The sequence below is a fragment of the Dyadobacter sp. 3J3 genome, from assembly GCF_009801115.1.
In the GTDB taxonomy this organism is placed as follows: domain Bacteria; phylum Bacteroidota; class Bacteroidia; order Cytophagales; family Spirosomataceae; genus Dyadobacter.
The window spans coordinates 387,246-403,742 of record NZ_VTOL01000001.1 but is presented as its reverse complement, the minus strand read 5'-3'; the positions used below and the strand labels follow the sequence as shown (position 1 = coordinate 403,742).

At 39.8% G+C, this 16,497-nt stretch carries 16 protein-coding genes and 1 riboswitch; of the genes, 1 reads left to right on the top strand and 15 read right to left on the bottom strand.

Annotated features, from left to right (window positions below; all coding sequences use genetic code 11):
• Positions 1–115: 115 nt before the first annotated feature.
• The 12 genes from FZF08_RS01730 to thiS form a co-directional block, all read right to left on the bottom strand.
• Positions 116–1,813 (bottom strand): GH39 family glycosyl hydrolase, encoded by a 1,698-nt coding sequence (locus FZF08_RS01730; protein ID WP_159466888.1) that lies wholly within the window; start codon positions 1,811–1,813, stop codon positions 116–118.
• A gap of 14 nt (positions 1,814–1,827) precedes the next feature.
• The gene (locus tag FZF08_RS01725; RefSeq protein ID WP_159466887.1) at positions 1,828–2,967 is read right to left on the bottom strand and encodes an ATP-binding protein; all 1,140 of its coding nucleotides are present in this window, start codon (positions 2,965–2,967) and stop codon (positions 1,828–1,830) included.
• Positions 2,968–3,047: 80 nt separating this feature from the next.
• The gene (locus FZF08_RS01720) at positions 3,048–3,989 is read right to left on the bottom strand and encodes a nitrilase family protein (protein ID WP_159466886.1); all 942 of its coding nucleotides are present in this window, start codon (positions 3,987–3,989) and stop codon (positions 3,048–3,050) included.
• 79 nt (positions 3,990–4,068) lie between these two features.
• Entirely contained in the window at positions 4,069–4,878 is an 810-nt protein-coding gene (locus FZF08_RS01715; protein ID WP_159466885.1) for a helix-turn-helix transcriptional regulator, read from the bottom strand.
• Positions 4,879–4,892: 14 nt separating this feature from the next.
• Positions 4,893–5,942: a HesA/MoeB/ThiF family protein gene (moeB, locus tag FZF08_RS01710; protein WP_159466884.1), complete on the bottom strand. Its 1,050-nt coding sequence runs from the start codon at positions 5,940–5,942 to the stop codon at positions 4,893–4,895.
• Positions 5,943–6,056: 114 nt separating this feature from the next.
• On the bottom strand, positions 6,057–7,169 hold the full coding sequence (gene thiH, locus FZF08_RS01705; RefSeq protein WP_159466883.1) for a 2-iminoacetate synthase ThiH: 1,113 nt from the start codon (positions 7,167–7,169) through the stop codon (positions 6,057–6,059).
• On the bottom strand, positions 7,162–7,926 hold the full coding sequence (locus FZF08_RS01700) for a thiazole synthase (RefSeq protein WP_159466882.1): 765 nt from the start codon (positions 7,924–7,926) through the stop codon (positions 7,162–7,164). Before FZF08_RS01700 ends, thiH begins: the two co-directional genes overlap by 8 nt.
• Positions 7,920–8,543 (bottom strand): thiamine phosphate synthase, encoded by a 624-nt coding sequence (locus FZF08_RS01695; protein WP_159466881.1) that lies wholly within the window; start codon positions 8,541–8,543, stop codon positions 7,920–7,922. Before FZF08_RS01695 ends, FZF08_RS01700 begins: the two co-directional genes overlap by 7 nt.
• Positions 8,544–8,660: 117 nt before the next feature.
• Positions 8,661–8,924 (bottom strand): hypothetical protein, encoded by a 264-nt coding sequence (locus tag FZF08_RS01690; protein WP_159466880.1) that lies wholly within the window; start codon positions 8,922–8,924, stop codon positions 8,661–8,663.
• A gap of 43 nt (positions 8,925–8,967) precedes the next feature.
• Positions 8,968–9,594 carry a thiamine phosphate synthase gene (locus tag FZF08_RS01685; protein ID WP_159466879.1) on the bottom strand — a complete coding sequence of 209 codons (627 nt, stop codon included), beginning with the start codon at positions 9,592–9,594 and terminating at the stop codon, positions 8,968–8,970.
• Positions 9,594–11,477 carry a phosphomethylpyrimidine synthase ThiC gene (gene thiC, locus FZF08_RS01680; RefSeq protein ID WP_159466878.1) on the bottom strand — a complete coding sequence of 628 codons (1,884 nt, stop codon included), beginning with the start codon at positions 11,475–11,477 and terminating at the stop codon, positions 9,594–9,596. The genes FZF08_RS01685 and thiC overlap by 1 nt, the downstream gene beginning before the upstream one ends.
• Before the next feature lie 86 nt (positions 11,478–11,563).
• Positions 11,564–11,767 (bottom strand): sulfur carrier protein ThiS, encoded by a 204-nt coding sequence (thiS, locus tag FZF08_RS01675; RefSeq protein WP_159466877.1) that lies wholly within the window; start codon positions 11,765–11,767, stop codon positions 11,564–11,566.
• A gap of 68 nt (positions 11,768–11,835) precedes the next feature.
• Positions 11,836–11,931: riboswitch (TPP riboswitch) on the bottom strand.
• Between the two features lie 142 nt (positions 11,932–12,073).
• Between thiS and FZF08_RS01670 the strand changes: the two genes are divergently transcribed.
• Positions 12,074–12,577: a GNAT family N-acetyltransferase gene (locus FZF08_RS01670; protein ID WP_159466876.1), complete on the top strand. Its 504-nt coding sequence runs from the start codon at positions 12,074–12,076 to the stop codon at positions 12,575–12,577.
• A gap of 206 nt (positions 12,578–12,783) precedes the next feature.
• Here the strand turns inward: FZF08_RS01670 and FZF08_RS01665 are convergent, their stop codons facing one another.
• From FZF08_RS01665 to FZF08_RS01655, 3 genes are all read right to left on the bottom strand, one after another.
• Positions 12,784–13,890 carry a bile acid:sodium symporter family protein gene (locus FZF08_RS01665; RefSeq protein WP_159466875.1) on the bottom strand — a complete coding sequence of 369 codons (1,107 nt, stop codon included), beginning with the start codon at positions 13,888–13,890 and terminating at the stop codon, positions 12,784–12,786.
• Positions 13,891–13,980: 90 nt separating this feature from the next.
• Complete coding sequence (locus FZF08_RS01660) at positions 13,981–14,910, bottom strand: RraA family protein (protein WP_159466874.1); 930 nt, start codon at positions 14,908–14,910, stop codon at positions 13,981–13,983.
• 124 nt (positions 14,911–15,034) lie between these two features.
• Positions 15,035–16,315 (bottom strand): amidohydrolase/deacetylase family metallohydrolase, encoded by a 1,281-nt coding sequence (locus FZF08_RS01655; protein WP_159466873.1) that lies wholly within the window; start codon positions 16,313–16,315, stop codon positions 15,035–15,037.
• Positions 16,316–16,497: the final 182 nt, after the last annotated feature.

Genomic DNA, 16,497 nt, shown 5'->3' with positions numbered 1-16,497 from the left:
TAATTCTGCAATTTGTGTGACAGGATGCAAAACTACTAAAACTATTAAATCTACCAAATTGATAGAGTAAAATTAATCTTAAATTAATTTTTTTGGATTTGAAAAGTGTGAAGTCTTACCATGTGATTTTTAGGAAAGAAACGGCCTGACGCGGAAGTGGAAATTGCATAGCCAGTTCTCCATTTTTGATATTTATCCACTCGGGAGAAGTCAGAAGCTGTAATTGTCCCGCTTTTTCAAGTGTCGTAATTTGTTCGGCGGAAGGATTTTTAGGTGAGCCCATTTTCTTCCAGACTTCATAGGAATTGCTATATTTCTGATCAATCCGGTAGTGCTGGACCAAAACTTTTTGCGCCGAAATTCCTTTGATATGAATATCCACCGGAGCGTCCGGAGCTGGTTTATTATCGTCATGATAATTCCAAACCATCACAGCTGCTTCTTTCTGGTCTTTTGAAGCAAAAGCATTGATATCAGGCTCACCCCGAACACTTTCGTTACGAACTTTGAGAAAATCATAAGCCAGATTTTGTTTTACTTCCACACGCGTTCCCTGCATCATACCAAACATCCGGAAAACATTTAAAACCGGTTTATCAACGCCATTGGTTGCCAAATCACGGAATCCACGAAACCATGCCTGATCTTCAAATTCAAACGCCCAGGTTACAGCACCTAATAAATTGACGCCCCGGGCTTCTGCCAAATCCGATTTTCTCGCAAAAGATGCGGCCGTATAACTTGAATACATCGTCCCGTTTCTGTATGCATTTTGCGGACTTAAATCTTCCGAGCAAGCGGCGCAGCCTTCCGGATCAGATTCGCCGATAATGATCGGCAATTTTTTTAGTGTCGGATAAGATGCAACAATTTCAAAACCTTTGTCCATATCCCTGAGCTGCGTTCCCATATCCATGCGCACCATTCCGTCAACCAGTTTTGGAGCTCCTTTGGCATGAAAAGTTAGTACATCAATAGGTGAACCGATTTTACCCGTTACATAATTTTTCCCTTTGGTAACATGATCTAAAAATGCTCTGAAAAACTTCGCAGAAACATCCCAATTCGGTCCCGTTACTTCCGGTCCGCCGACTTTTGCAGTGGGCAAAGCGCGTTTTACGGCATCGGCAGAATAATCATACATCTTGATATATTCTTCCGTAGTCCCTTTCCAGTAACCAATATTAGGCTCATTCCATAGTTCCCAATACCAGCTTTCAACTTCTTTTTTGCCATATTTTTCGACCGAATGTTTTACCCATTGATATACGAGCTCTGCAAATTTCTCATAGTCTTTCGGTGGATAAGCCCAGCCTGTGTAGATATCATTATAGTTATCGCCAGGTTTCCAAAAATGGCGGTAGGGCTGAGGGTGAGAAGATAAAGCTTCGGGCATGAAACCGATCTGTGCAATTGGTTTCATGCCACGCTCTATATAAGTATCAAATATTTTATCAACAATCGTCCAGTTGTAAACCGGTTTTCCGTCTTTGTCCTCTGTGTAAGCGTTGGTGGATCCCCATTTCAAAGCGGCAACGCCATCACCTGTTACAAGCATACTGTGCGCGCGAACATAAACGGGGACTTTACTTAACTGGGAAATTTCAGTAAGTAGTTTTTTCCCATCTTTCATGTACGTATAATTTGGTTCATCATAGCCAAACCAGGACCAGATCGGTTTTAACGCACCTTTTTCTTTGTTTAAATCGATTTCGATTGAAACAGTTTTTACCTCTTGTGCAATACTTTGGAGTAGGTTGAAAATCAGTAAGATAATCGTTAGGCTAGACCTTGTAAGGTGACTGATTTTCATAATATTAAAAAATGTTACACTTTTCCTGTGATGAAATCGATATAGTTTTCGCGTGTTATCCAATATGTTTTGGCAGCTGGGTACGCTTCGATGAAAGCCTTGGGGAACTTAATTTTACTGTCTTTCCATTTAAATTCAAAAGCAGAAATTTGCTCATCTTTAAGTTCCAGCCAATCCATTTCCTGTTGATCGTACGTCCGCCAGAAGTATGTAAAAGGAGATTTATTTACATAAGCATTGTATTTCATACGTTCAGAAACTAGATAATTTTCCCAAAGAGCCCCAATATCCTGGCGTTGAACTACGGGTAAAAAATTATTGATTAAGGCATTGCGAATTCCATTATCAAAGAAGTACCATTTCGAAGATTTAGTTACCTCTTTCCTTAAATTTTTACTAAATCCTCCGATACGAAAAATGATAAAAACTTTTGAAAACAGATCAAGATATCTTTCCACTGTATTTCTATCTATTTGAAGTGATTTGGCTAATTCTTCAAAAGATACTTCCTGGCCAACCTGATAGGCAACCAGTTGTAGCAGTTGTAACATTTTATGCGAATATCTGACTTGCTCATACATGAGAATGTCTTTTAATAAATAGCCATTAACCAGCTCTTTCAAATATTCAATTTGTTCATCCTGCGTTCTCATTTGCAGGATGTCTGGATAAGATCCGAAAATTAATCTTGTTTCGAGCTGTTGTTTTGTTTGAAGAAAATTTTCTGTCTTTGACAGTTCCATTTGCGCCAAAGGGAAAAGCTGAAAACTGATTTGTCTTCCCACCAGTGGCTCGCCAGTTTGGTTTGACAATTCAAATGCGGATGAACCACTGGCCAAAATAGTTAGTGAAGGAAATGAATCAATCAGAAGTTTGAGCGATTTCCCAATTTCTGGTACTGCTTGTGCTTCGTCAATAATTAATAAATCAATACCATTAACCCAACGCTGAAAAGAAGCAACACGTCGATCCATTAATAAATCTCTTACATCAAGATCTTCTCCATTCATGTAAAGCGATTTTCCTTTGAAATTCGATTTAATTGTATTTAATAAAAAAGTTTTTCCAACGCGTCGTGCACCCGTTAAAACGATCACCTTGTTAGAGGATAATCTCTTTTCTATTGCCGGAAAAATATGTCTGTCAAAAGCCATTTAACCTAATTCAATGAGTTAATTCAACGAATTTAGCTAAATTCATTGAATTAACTCATTGAATTAACGAAAAATAGGATTTATAGCCATACAACCTTGTGCTCCGAAGTATGTTCTCCTCCAATTATATCCCGATACAAATCAGGTCTCCTCGCTTTGATATACCTGAAACCACCAGCGCGTTCTAGTTTTTCAGGCGATAGAGTGGCCATGGTTATCTCATTTCCAAGTTCGCGACATTCTGCAATAATATCTCCATAGGGATCCAGAATCATGGAACATCCATTTTTTAACTGATCATCGTCCATACCGATCGGATTTGAAAAAATGGCGTAAATGGCGTTATCATATGCGCGGGCAGGCAACCATTTCATAAGCCAGCTGCGGCCTTTGGGCCCATCAAATTCCTGACGAAGTGAAGTTGGATCGGATTCTTTGTTTTTCCATAAAACGGGGTCAACAAAACCGGCTCCGGGACGGGTAGAAGGCGTACACATGGTCACGTGCGGCATGAAAATAATATCGGCTCCAAGCAGTTTTGTAGCTCTTACATTTTCAATAATATTATTATCATAACAAATCAGTATACCACATTTCCACCCAAATAAATCAAAAACAACATATTCATTTCCCGGCGTCAAATGTGGATTTATGAATGGATGAAGTTTCCTGAATTTGGCAACCAGTCCGTTTTCATTGACACAGATGTAGGCTTTATAAATTTTATCTTCAGAATCTTTTTCAAACAATCCTGCCAAAATTGTAATGCCGTGTTCACGGGAAATTTCGGTGAGTTTTTTTACGCTTTCGCCATCAGGAATAAATTCTGCAATATCCAGTAATTCTTCTTTGGACAAATGGCGGGCAAAAGTATAACCTGTTACCGAACATTCGTGAAAGGAAATAACCTGGGCGCCCCGTGCCGCAGCCTGTTGCGAAAGTTGCGAAATGATTTCAAGATTATAAGCTTTATCGCCGCTGCGATTCTCAAACTGGGCCGTTGCAATTTTGATATTTTCCATCCTTTTAGCTGTTTTAATGAACGATCCAAAAGTAGAAAATGGAGAATTTTCAAGATTGTACAAACCCGACGGGACGGAGTTATTTTGAAGAAATCTGTAAGAAATTAGCTGCCAGCAAATTCGTTTGACTGACATATTGACTAGGCGTAATACCAGAAATATTTTTCATTTCTCTTATCAAATGCGCCTGATCAAAGAAACCACATTCATATGCCAGATCGGTGAGGGATTTTTGAGGAGAATTTTTACGAAGTAATTTTAAAAAATGCTGAATTCTAATAATTCCGGAGTATCGTTTCGGGGATAGGCCGATGTGTTCCGCAAAACTTCTCTGCAAATGTCTTTCACTCACATTGAAAAACGAAGTTAATTCGGTAACAGAAAGATTTCCATTGTTTTGAATAATCAATTGTATGGCGTGACCAGCGAGATTTAATGAAGTATTTTCAATTTTAAGTTTGCTGGTCAGGAAGTTTTCAATGATTCGGATTCGGTTAAAGACATCAATAGAACCCATAATTTGGTCAGAAATTATCTTCGTCACAATCGGATAAAAGTTTTCAAGATCCAAAATCCGGTTTTTTAATTCAATTGCAGGAAACCGTAGTAATGAAGAGCAGCCAAAGGGTTGAAAAACCACAATCAACATTCCAATTTTACCGGTTGAAATTATGTTTTGAAAGGTTTCCGGCTGACCATAAATAAAGCTGTTTGGAAGAATATTCAACACGTCGTTTTCTACATGTACAAGCGGATCTCCGTAATTAAAAACAATCCCCGTATTTCCATCTGCAAACATTCTGTGCTGTACGTTAGCCGATTGGTCACTTTCTATAATGAGAAAATGTTTTACAATCTGAGCAAGCGCCGGAGTAGGAAGAATTTGCATGGAATTACATTTTGTTAAGCTTTTTTCACCCAGAAACTTTGACCTTCAAACTTGCTTTTTGCTAACAAAGTTGCCGCAATCCGGCTTCGTTTTCCAGTCGTACAATAAAATACGACGGTTTTATCGATAGGAATATTAACTATATTTTCGGGTAATTCTGCAAGTGGAATATTTAGTCCGCCAATGAAATCTTCTTCAAATTCGTAATTTTCCCGTACATCAATCAGAAAAAGATCATTCGCTCCGGATTTCAGCCTGATTTCCAGATCGTCGAAAAACATTTCCTCAATTTTAATTTCGTGAAGTGTTTTTGACGAAATCACTAAATTTTTATTTTGTACAACCGGGAATTGGGCAGAGCGCCTGAACGTAAAAATGTTATTGGTATTTCCAAGCGCATTCAGAACCAGCAGTTTTCCGGAAAGTATTTCGCCAAATTCGCATATGATTTTTATGGTTTCATTTGCCATATACGTGCCGATAATTCCGGGTAAAATTCCGATTACACCTGCAATTTCGCAATTATCTCCTTCTTCGGCTTCGGGGAAAAGGCAACGATAGGTAGGGCCGTTTTTGTAATTAAAAACCGAAACCTGACCTTCAAAACGCAGAATAGAACCAAAAACCAACGGTTTGTTTAAGGAAACACAAATGTCATTGGCCAGATAGCGGGTTGGGAAATTGTCAGATCCGTCAATAACCAGATCGTAATTTGAAATAATTTCAGATGCATTGGATTCGTCCAGTCTTGCTGTAATTGCGATGAGATTAATAAAAGGATTCATCACAGAAAGTTTTTCAACCGCCGTTACTGCTTTGCCTTTTCCGATATCATCGGCCGAGTATAAGATCTGGCGATGAAGATTTGTAACATCAACAGTATCATCATCAATAACACCGATTGTTCCAACTCCGGCAGCAGTCAAATATTGTAAAACAGGGCAACCCAATCCACCCGCGCCAATAACAAGCACTCGGGCAGCTTTCAGTTTTTCCTGCCCGGAAATACCCATTTCAGGAAGTATTATTTGTCGGATATATCTTTTTCTTTCTTCTGCTTCCATATATTTTTTGTTACACAGAGTTTCACAGAGAAATAAAGAGGTTCACAGAGAATGTTTTATAATCAAAATCTCCGTGGTTCTCTTTTGACCTCCGTGTAACTCTGTGTTACCTAACTAACAAATTACTTTATCCCAATCTTTCCAAACAGGCTCATAACCATTTGACCTGATCATAGCCGCAATCATTTCCGGACTTCTTTCGTCTGAAATTTCGAACTGTTCCAGAGATTCAGGTTCTACGGCATATCCTCCCGGATTTGTTTTTGAACCTGCGCTTATGGACGTAATTCCGATCTGAACACAATGGTTTCTAAACTTTTCAGATTCCCTTGTTGATAGAGAAATTTCCACTTCTTCATTAAACAAACGATAGGCACAAATCAGTTGCACCAATTCCTTATCATTCATTTCAACTTTCGGTTCCAGGCCACCCGAAAATGGGCGAAGTCTTGGAAATGACAAACTGTAACGGGTTTGCCAATACTTTTTTTCCAGATAGTTAAGGTGCAAGGCTGTGAAAAAACTATCCGTTCGCCAATCTTCCAGTCCGATTAAAACACCTAAACCCATTTTATGAATACCGGCCTGGCCAAGTCTGTCCGGCGTTTCCAAACGGTAATTAAAGTTAGATTTTTTTCCTTTGGGATGGTGTTTTTTGTAATCTTCTTTGTGATAAGTTTCCTGATAAATCAGTACCGAGGTCAATCCAAGCGGAATAAGTTCAATATATTCCTCTGTATCCAATGGTTGGACTTCCATGGAAACCTGGGCAAAATACGGGCGGATTAAATTTAAAACTTTTTTGAAATATTCTACATGAACCGTTTGATTTGCTTCACCCGTTACCAACAGTACGTGATCATATCCCAAACTTTTGATCACTTTTACTTCCTGTAAAATTTCCTCTTCTGTCAGTGTTTTTCTCCGCACTTTGTTATCCAGACTAAACCCGCAATACGTACAAATATTGGTGCACTCGTTGGAAAGATAAAGTGGAATGTATAATTGAATTGTTTTCCCAAATCGCTTTTGTGTTAACTTCTGGCTAAGCTGTGCCATCGGTTCAAGATAGGTAGTGGCGGCAGGAGAAATAAGCGCTTTAAAATCTTCCAAAGTCCTGCGGGATGTATTTAAAGCATTTTCAACATCGTTTTTTGTTTTGGAATAAATGCTTTCCTTAACATCATCCCAACTATACGATTCAAATAAATTTTTATAACTATTCATCTAAAAAGGCGGTTAAGGGACTGCTCGCAATGGCATGATTTCCTTGTTTTGCTAACCGCGCGTGGTAAGCCATTCTTCCGGCTTCGACGGCCAATTTAAAAGCAATTGCCATTTGGACCGGAGTACCGGCCACGGCAATGGCTGTATTGACAAGAACAGCATCTGCACCAATTTCCATTGCTTTTGCTGCATCCGATGGCGAACCGATTCCAGCGTCAACAATGACGGGAATGTTACTCTGTTCAATAATTATTTCCAGGAAGTCGATTGTTTTTAAACCTTTATTACTCCCAATCGGAGATCCCAAAGGCATAACTGCCGATGCTCCTGCATTTTCCAGTCGTTTGCATAAAACAGGATCGGCATGAATATATGGAAGAATAACAAAACCCAATTTTGCCAATTCTTCGGTTGCTAAAAGCGTTTCAATTGGATCCGGCATAAGATACTTTGGGTCAGGATGAATTTCAAGCTTTATCCAGTTTGTTTCCAAAGCTTCTCTTGCCAATTGTGCCGCAAAAACGGCTTCTTTGGCAGTCCGGACGCCGGAGGTGTTGGGTAGTAAGTTTATCGACGGATGTTTGAGATGTAATAAAATATCGTCTTCGGCATTGTGCATATTAACCCGGCGAAGTGCCACTGTTACCAATTCTGAGCCGGATGCTATTAGCGCTTCTTCCATTAATTGTGAAGAATTGAATTTGCCGGTGCCTGTGAAAAGTCGTGACGTAAATTCTTTTTCTGCTATTTTTAACATAGTATTTTTTTGATTTGAGAAACCATGTTTCCAGGGTTTTCTGCATTTATTATTGAGCTTGAAATGGCAACGCCAAACATTCCTGTTTCGAGTATTTTTTCAATATCTTCATTAATAATCCCACCAATTGCGATAATTGGAATTGATAAGCCCAATTCTTTTAAGGAGCGTATGATATTTCGATAGCCTTCCAATCCTACAATCGGACTGAGATTTTGCTTTGTGGTTGTAAACCGGAATGGACCTAATCCTACGTAATCTGCACCTTCTTTTATCCGGTTTACAACATCATCCAAGGTGTTGGCCGTCCCGCCGATGATCATGTCGTTTCCATCTATTTTTCTTGCAGATTCGATAGTCATATCATTTAATCCGAGATGTAAACCATAAGCTCCGACTTCTTTGGCAATAATTGGGAAATCGTTAATGATTAATTTTGCCTCGTAGTTATCGGTTAAGATTTTGGTTTTTTCTGCCAGTTTTAAAACGTCTTCAAAAGTTTGATCTTTTACCCGGAGTTGTATCCAGGTACAACCCGCGTCGAGGGCAATTTGGATGCTTTCGAGGTGCGTTATTCCTTTTGTTTGATTTGATATGAATTGTAGTTTGTCTATCATTTAATTATTGCGGGTTTGTTATTATTGCATTGAAATCCCGGACACCCCCCCAATCCCAGGGTATAAACCCCAGGCTAAGGTATGCGACCCCGTTAGGGTCGTTGGAAAATTGAAAATCTATGCCCGGATTAAATAAAAATTTCCATCATGATCGTGGGCCAAATTCCCAGGGTATAAACCCCAGGCTAAGATATGCGACCCCGTTAGGGTCGTTGGAAAATTGAAAATCAATGCCCGGATTAAATAAAAATTTCCATCATTATCATTCGGAAAAAGCCCAACGGGCTTACATATCTTAGCACCGGGCATCGCCCGGTGATCGCGGTGTTTCCGCCCGGATCGCGGTGTTTCATTAAATTCATGGTTGGTTTTGTCGATCATGATGATGTATGTTAAACCGGCCAAACATTTTCATTCAATTTTATCAACCCGAAATCACCTGTTGATTTATCAAATCCACCACATCCCGTATTTCCCGGAAATTGGCAATCGCATTTTCAGGTTCCTTCCATAATATTCCTAAAATGGCCGCTCCGTCAAAGTTCATTTCCTTTACTTTTTTCAGATTTTCACTTGAAATTCCACCCAGACCAAAAATTGGTATTCTTTTCAATTCAGGTTTGATGAGAAAATCATTCGGCAAAATACCTGCATAACCCATTTTTGAAATACTATTAAACACAGGCCCGAAAAAAGCGTAGCTGAAATGATTTGAGAGATTATTCATTTCAGATATATTATGGATCGAAGTACTTAGCAAAAAATTATCTGATCTAAACTTTTCAAGACTTTCCAGAGAATTCAGTTTTCTTTCGTTTTCAGTAAAATGTAGTCTTTTAATCCCAAATTCACCAGCCAGATTATGATGCTGATGAATTGAAATTCTGTCCATAAAATCAGGATTAATTTTGCTTAACAGAAACCATAAATCTATCCGGGCACTTTCTGGCTTTCGTATATGTAAACACACCAATCCTTCCCTGAAAAGACTGTTGATTAGTTCAGCCTCGTCAGGGATAAATTCAGGATTGGATATGGCTAATAGTTTCATTATAGATAAATTTCACTGCCTTTTTTGGCGAATTCTCTTGCTTTTTCCTGCATGCCCTCTTCCAGTGCCATTTCTTCCATCAAGCCATTTTCTTCGGCATAATCTCTCACATCCTGGGTAATTTTCATTGAACAGAAATTTGGTCCGCACATGGAACAAAAGTGAGCGATTTTTGCACCTTCGGCAGGCAAAGTCTCATCATGAAATTCTTTTGCAGTATCGGGATCAAGCGAGAGATTAAACTGATCCTCCCACCGGAATTCAAAGCGCGCCTTGCTCAAGGCATTGTCGCGGTATTGTGCTCCCGGATGCCCTTTTGCCAAATCAGCGGCATGGGCGGCGATTTTATACGTGATCACACCATCTTTAACATCTTTTTTATTAGGCAGACCTAAATGCTCTTTTGGAGTAACATAACAAAGCATAGCCGTACCGAACCAACCAATCATCGCAGCGCCAATGGCTGAGGTAATGTGGTCATAACCAGGGGCAATGTCAGTCGTTAATGGCCCTAATGTGTAAAAAGGAGCTTCCTGGCAATGTTCCAGTTGCTTCTCCATATTTTCCTTGATCAAATGCATAGGCACGTGTCCCGGACCTTCGATAATGGTTTGGATATCGTGTTTCCAGGCGATTTTTGTCAATTCCCCCAAGGTTTCAAGTTCTGAAAATTGTGCTGCATCGTTGGCATCCGCTATGCAGCCTGGTCTTAATCCGTCACCCAGAGAAAAAGCCACGTCATAGGCTTTCATAATCTCACAGATATCTTCAAAATGGGTATAGAGGAAGTTTTCTTTATGATGCGCCAAACACCATTTTGCCATAATAGAACCACCGCGGGAAACAATTCCGGTAATCCGTTTTGCCGTCAAGGGAATATATCTTAGCAAAACACCCGCATGAATTGTAAAATAATCAACGCCTTGTTCTGCTTGTTCAATCAGTGTATCCCTGAACAATTCCCAGGTAAGATCTTCGGCTTTGCCGTTTACTTTTTCAAGTGCCTGATATATTGGAACGGTACCAATTGGAACAGGAGAATTCCGGATAATCCATTCCCGGGTTTCGTGAATATTTTTTCCTGTCGATAGATCCATGATCGTATCCGCACCCCAGCGACAAGCCCAAACTGTTTTCTCTACTTCCTCTTCGATACTTGATGTTACGGCAGAGTTGCCAATATTCGCATTGATTTTTACAAGAAAATTCCGGCCGATAATCATAGGTTCGCTTTCCGGATGATTAATATTAACCGGAATTACGGCTCTGCCAGCAGCCACTTCTGAACGCACAAATTCCGGTGTAATAAATCCTTTTGGCGTATTCGCTCCGAAACTATGGCCAACGTGCTGATGTGTTAGTGTTCCTGCTTTGCCGTTTAGTTCTTTAATTTGTTCTTCAATACGCTGATTTTCCCGGATGGCTATATATTCCATTTCAGCCGTGATGATTCCTTTTTTTGCATAGTGCAATTGAGAAACATTTTGGCCTTGCTTTGCCCTGAAAGGTTTGCTGATGTGCGCAAATCTTAAAGCATCCAGGCTTTTGTCATTGTTGCGCTGTGTGCCGTATTCTGAGGAAATAGTATCAAGTTGTTCCACATCGCCGCGGTTCATAATCCATGAAGCTCTTAATGGGTCCAGTCCTTTTTTTACATCAATGTCAATATCAGGATCCGTGAATGGCCCGCTGGTATCATAAAGTGTAACTGATGGATTTTTTTCGATCAGCCCTGATTTTCCATGAACTTTGGTATCGCTAAGAGATACCTCGCGCATGGCGACTGAAATGTCATGAATTTTTCCTTTCACATAAATCTTTTTTGATTTTGGAAAAGGTTTTCTTGAAATTACTTCTGTCTCTGGTGTTTTTTCGGCTTTCATGGGTGATAGCTATTGGCTTTGAGCTGTTAGCTTTTAGCCAGATGGATAGTTGAAAATTGGTAAGGATGTTCAGGAAATTATTTTGATTAACCTCCCTGCGTAGCTTTAATCAGGGTAATTTTGTCGTCGGGGTTAAGGATGTGAATTGGCCAGTCAGATTTTGAAATAATAATCTGGTTGACGGCGAGGGCAATTCCTTTGGTGGAGTCTGTAAACAGGGAAGACAAAAGTTGTTCAACCGAAAAGCGTTCGGGAATTTCTGTACGTTGCTGATTAATGCTGATTTCCATTCTGAATAATGTTTTATGAGAAAAACTTCAGGAATGGACCTTGCGAAAGATTCATTAAGATACAGATAGCAGTATCTCTTACTTTTCCCTATCGACAGTACTAACTGCATCAGGTTCAAAGGGTATTATCTCAGTCCGCATACGGGACACCCCTAAAGTTTCCGTAAAGCTATCGGAAAAATCGGAGTTTCAAAAAAATAATAATTTAAACCTGATTTTTGATGATTGGGAAACTGTGAAAGTTTTGCTAATTATGAGGTAACTTTGAATTTGTCATATTAACACCTCAAAAAGACTCTGCTTTTAATGGATCTTATTATCAGAAATGCTGCTCCGAAAGACTTACCGGCAATATTGGAAATTGTAAATCAAGCTATTTTAGAAACGACTGCCATTTATGATTATGAGATCAGGACATTAGAAGAACAAACGGCCTGGTTTGAAAAAATGATTGTTGACGGTATGCCGGTGATTGTGGCTGAATTTGAAAAAGAGGTAATTGGTTATGGATCTTATAATATTTTCCGACCGAAAATCGGTTATAAATTCAGCGTGGAGCATTCAATTTATCTCAATGATAAATCCCGTGGAATCGGAGTAGGAGGCAGGTTATTAGGAAGTTTGATACAACGCGCCAGGGAATCAGGATTGCATACCATGATTGCTGGAATTGACGCCACAAATCGTGGAAGTATCAAATTTCACGAAAAATATGGATTTGTTGAAAAGGGGTATCTGAGAGAAGTGGGATACAAATTCGATCAATGGCTTGACCTGGTTTTCATGCAATTAATCCTCAAAGAAGATTAACCAAACATAGCCCTGAAAGGGCATAATATCTTAGAATCGGGCATCGCCCGATTGATTCCGGGATGTGGGAATGATCCGTGTGTACACCGATAAATCCCGGGGCGTGGGCATTATATAATTCCGAATTCACATTGTCATTCCAATAGGGCGTTGCCCCATCCTAAAATATGACGCCCTTTCAGGGCTAAGAAAGGGCGTCAACATAATCAATGCGCTCTCCCGGTCTCGACATATGTCGCCTCGTCACCCGTAGGTTTTCTATGCCAATAAGAAGCCAGGATAGATCCGGTAATATTCATCAAAGGTCCAAACACGGCGGGGGCCAAACCGACCGTTGCCATTTTTCCCATTTCTTTGGCAATTCCTGATGCCAAACCACCATTTTGCATGCCCACTTCAATAGCAATAGTACGGCAATCGCGCTCGCTCATTTTAAATAATTTGCCAGAGAAATAACCCAGTGTGTATCCTAAAAGATTGTGTATCAAAACCAATCCAATCAGTGCGGGCCCAATTGTTAAAAGACTGTCTCTACCTGCAGCGGTGATGATCACGATAATAAATGCGATGCCTGACATGGAAACCAAAGGCATGGCATCATCCAGCCATTTTGCTTTTCCACTAAATAATTTATTGAAAATCAAACCGGCGCCGATTGGCAGAATTACCATTTTGACAATATCCCACATCATATGCAGCATATCAATTTCGACAAATGCACCCGCGTATAACTTCATCAACATTGGCGTCATTAAAGGTGCCAGCATGGTTGAAATAGCCGTGATTGTAATCGATAATGCAAGATTCGCTTTTGCCAGATACGATATTACATTGGAAGCCATTCCATTGGGCGAACAACCGATCAAAATAATTCCTGCGGCGATTTCTGGTGGAAAACCGCTGACACTGGCTAATGTAAAACCTAAAAGCGGCATAATTAAGAAGTGACTGGTTACCCCAATGAAAACTCCTCTTGGCATTTTTACAACGCCAACAAAATCTTCAAAGCTCATCGAAGTTCCCATTCCAAACATGATGATCTGGATTAATGGGGTGATTAATACCGCAAATTTGAAACCATCATATTGCTGAAAATATTGCGGATAATATAAAGCTGTGGTAACGGCAGCGAAAATAATGGTCGTATAAGTAAAGCCTTTTAAAGATTCTGATCCTCTGAAACTTATGGCTAATGCAATGAAAAATCCAATGAAAAACGGGCCCGCCTGAGCCAGGTTTCCTGTCAAGGCCAGATAAAGAGCAACAACCAGACACAAAATCGCAACACCCGAAAGGAGCTTGTAAATATTCATAAAATTATGTTAATTATGCAATTTGAAAAAAGATGCATTTATAGGAAAGAAGCATGAAATATGTAATTCTTACTTTTCTCCCAAAACTGATTACCAGGTTCTTTTTTTCATATACTCGTCCAGGTCAGAACGCTTCATTGGAATTTCCTTTGGATTTTTATCCAGCCATTTCAGGAAATCATCTTTCAATTTATCCGACCACTGACTATCAATTTGTCCAGGCGTATATTTTCCTTCTTTCAACATTGTAATTCCGAATTTGTCACGAATAGCAATAAATTCAGCTGTTAAAACTACTTTTTCAGCCAAATGTGCAGGAATGAAAATGATACCTTCTCTTTTTGCAAGAACAAGATCACCCGGTAACACGATTGCCCTTCCAATGCGGATCGGTGTATTGAGTCCCATCAAAACCACATCTTTCAAATAGGAAGGATCCCAGTCACGGACAAAAGCGTTAAAACCTTCAATTTTAGACAGACCTTCCAAATCTCTCGCCGATGCATCAAAAACTACACCATTACCGGATTTAGCATAAATAGAATTTCCAAGATTGTCACCGATCAGCGTACCCTGGGCAATTTTTCCAAAGCCATCGGCCACATACACGTCACCTTTGGAAAGCTGATCTATGGGCCAGGAATTTGTATTTCCTATGCGGCCATTTTTCGCGCCACGTTCTTTAATATTTTTTTCAACATCGGGGCGGGAAGGCATGAATTGAGCAGTAAGCGCGCGGCCGACAATTGGCACATCCTGATGAATCATTTTCCAGTTTGCATCGAACTGGGCATTATAGCCTTCATTTTGAAGTACGACCCAGGCTTCTTCAATGGCAATTTCTTTTGCTCTGCGGATCAGGTCGTCCGACACTTTTGGTCTTCCGTCAGGGAAACGTTCGCCCTTCCATTCCGAAGTAAGGAATATTAATTCTTCCTTTGAGATAGTTTGCGCATTTAGGGAATTACAAAAATTAAAACTTAAAAATAATGCTGCGGCAACAATGGATTTAATTTTCATTTCAATGAGATTGCAAATTTTGAAGGGGCGGCAAGATAAAATTTGGATTACATATGACACATGATATATCAATTTGTAACCCAAATGAGAAAAGACCGGTTATCCCGAATTTTACTAGATTGTATTAATTTCTTTTTGAAGCAACGACGATTGGTGTCGTAATTCCATTCAGGTCGTAAACCACTTTTCCGGCACGGATTGTCAGTTCACATTCCAGTTTTTCTTTACCGGTTATTTTTGTTCCGGTATAGTCAAAGAAACCGAAAACTCCGGTATCGTTCATGCTGAAATTACCTTTCAAAACACGCAAAACAGCAACATCAGCAAGTCCGCCAACGGTTAAGCTTCCAAGTTTTTCCCGGTGAATTGCCTGTGCCGGAGCCCAGGTACTTGCTTTGATCACGCTTTGAAGATCCATGCCCATAGCCAGGAATTTTGACATCACATTCAGCATATCTTTCATGGCAGCGTTCATGCTTCCGGTGTGAATATCTGTACTGATTGTGTTTGGATAAAATCCGCTTTTCACAGCCGGAATCGCCTGGGAAAATGCAAAACTGATCCCGCCATAACCTACATCAAACAAAATTCCTTTTTTACGAGCGTCGTAAACAAATGGTTTTATTTTACCAGTTTTCACATCCAGAATTGGCTCGCGGCTTGCTAATTGTCCGAAACAATGTGTAAAAATATCACCGGGACGAAGGTGTTGCATGAATAATTCTTCGATTGAAAGTACCGGAGTACTTCCTCCGAAATCAACCATAACCGGAATATTTGCCAGTTTCCCAGCCGCCACCGCTTTGTCAGTTGGTGTCCAGTCGTGGCCGTTGTAGTGAGCCAGTTTTACACCGACAACATAATCCGGATTTTCTTTGGCAACACGTGCTGTATTTTCCGGATCCATATCAGCGATATTTTGCTCATAAGTTCCGCCACGCATACCTTCTCCAACAATATTCAGAAAGGCTAAAACACGTGTTTTTGAAATATCGATGGTTTGTTTTTTGAAGTCGGGGAAAGATTTCCAGCCAGCGCAGCCTGCATCTACTACCGTTGTCACACCCGTGCGGAAAGTAAAACCATCCGGCGAAAGTGCATTGGGTCCGTTGCTATAAGTCTGGTCCATTTTTGTTCCGTAGAAATTGTGCGAATGCATATCAATTAATCCCGGAGTTACGTACATGCCTTTTGCATCAACAATTTGAATTCCAAGTTTTGGATCAATGTTTTTTGCTACGCTTTTAACGGTATCACCATTCAAAGCAACATCCATGATGCCATTGATATTGTTCTTCGGATCAATAACATGGCCGCCTTTGATGATGATCGTATATTTTTGAGCATTCGCGGAAATGCTGCAACAGGCCATCAAAAGGCCCATGGAAAGAATTATTTTTTTCATTTTTAAGGATTAGGAATTAAGTATCAAATTTACTGTTTTGTTACTGTTTTAAAACAGAGCGCGGTTACATTAAATATTAATAGTTTATCAATTTGTATCAGGTAAAATTTACGAAAACAAAAGTGAAAATTATTAATCAGGATACTTTTTAATTGAACGGAGTGAGAAGCTAATATCGCTTC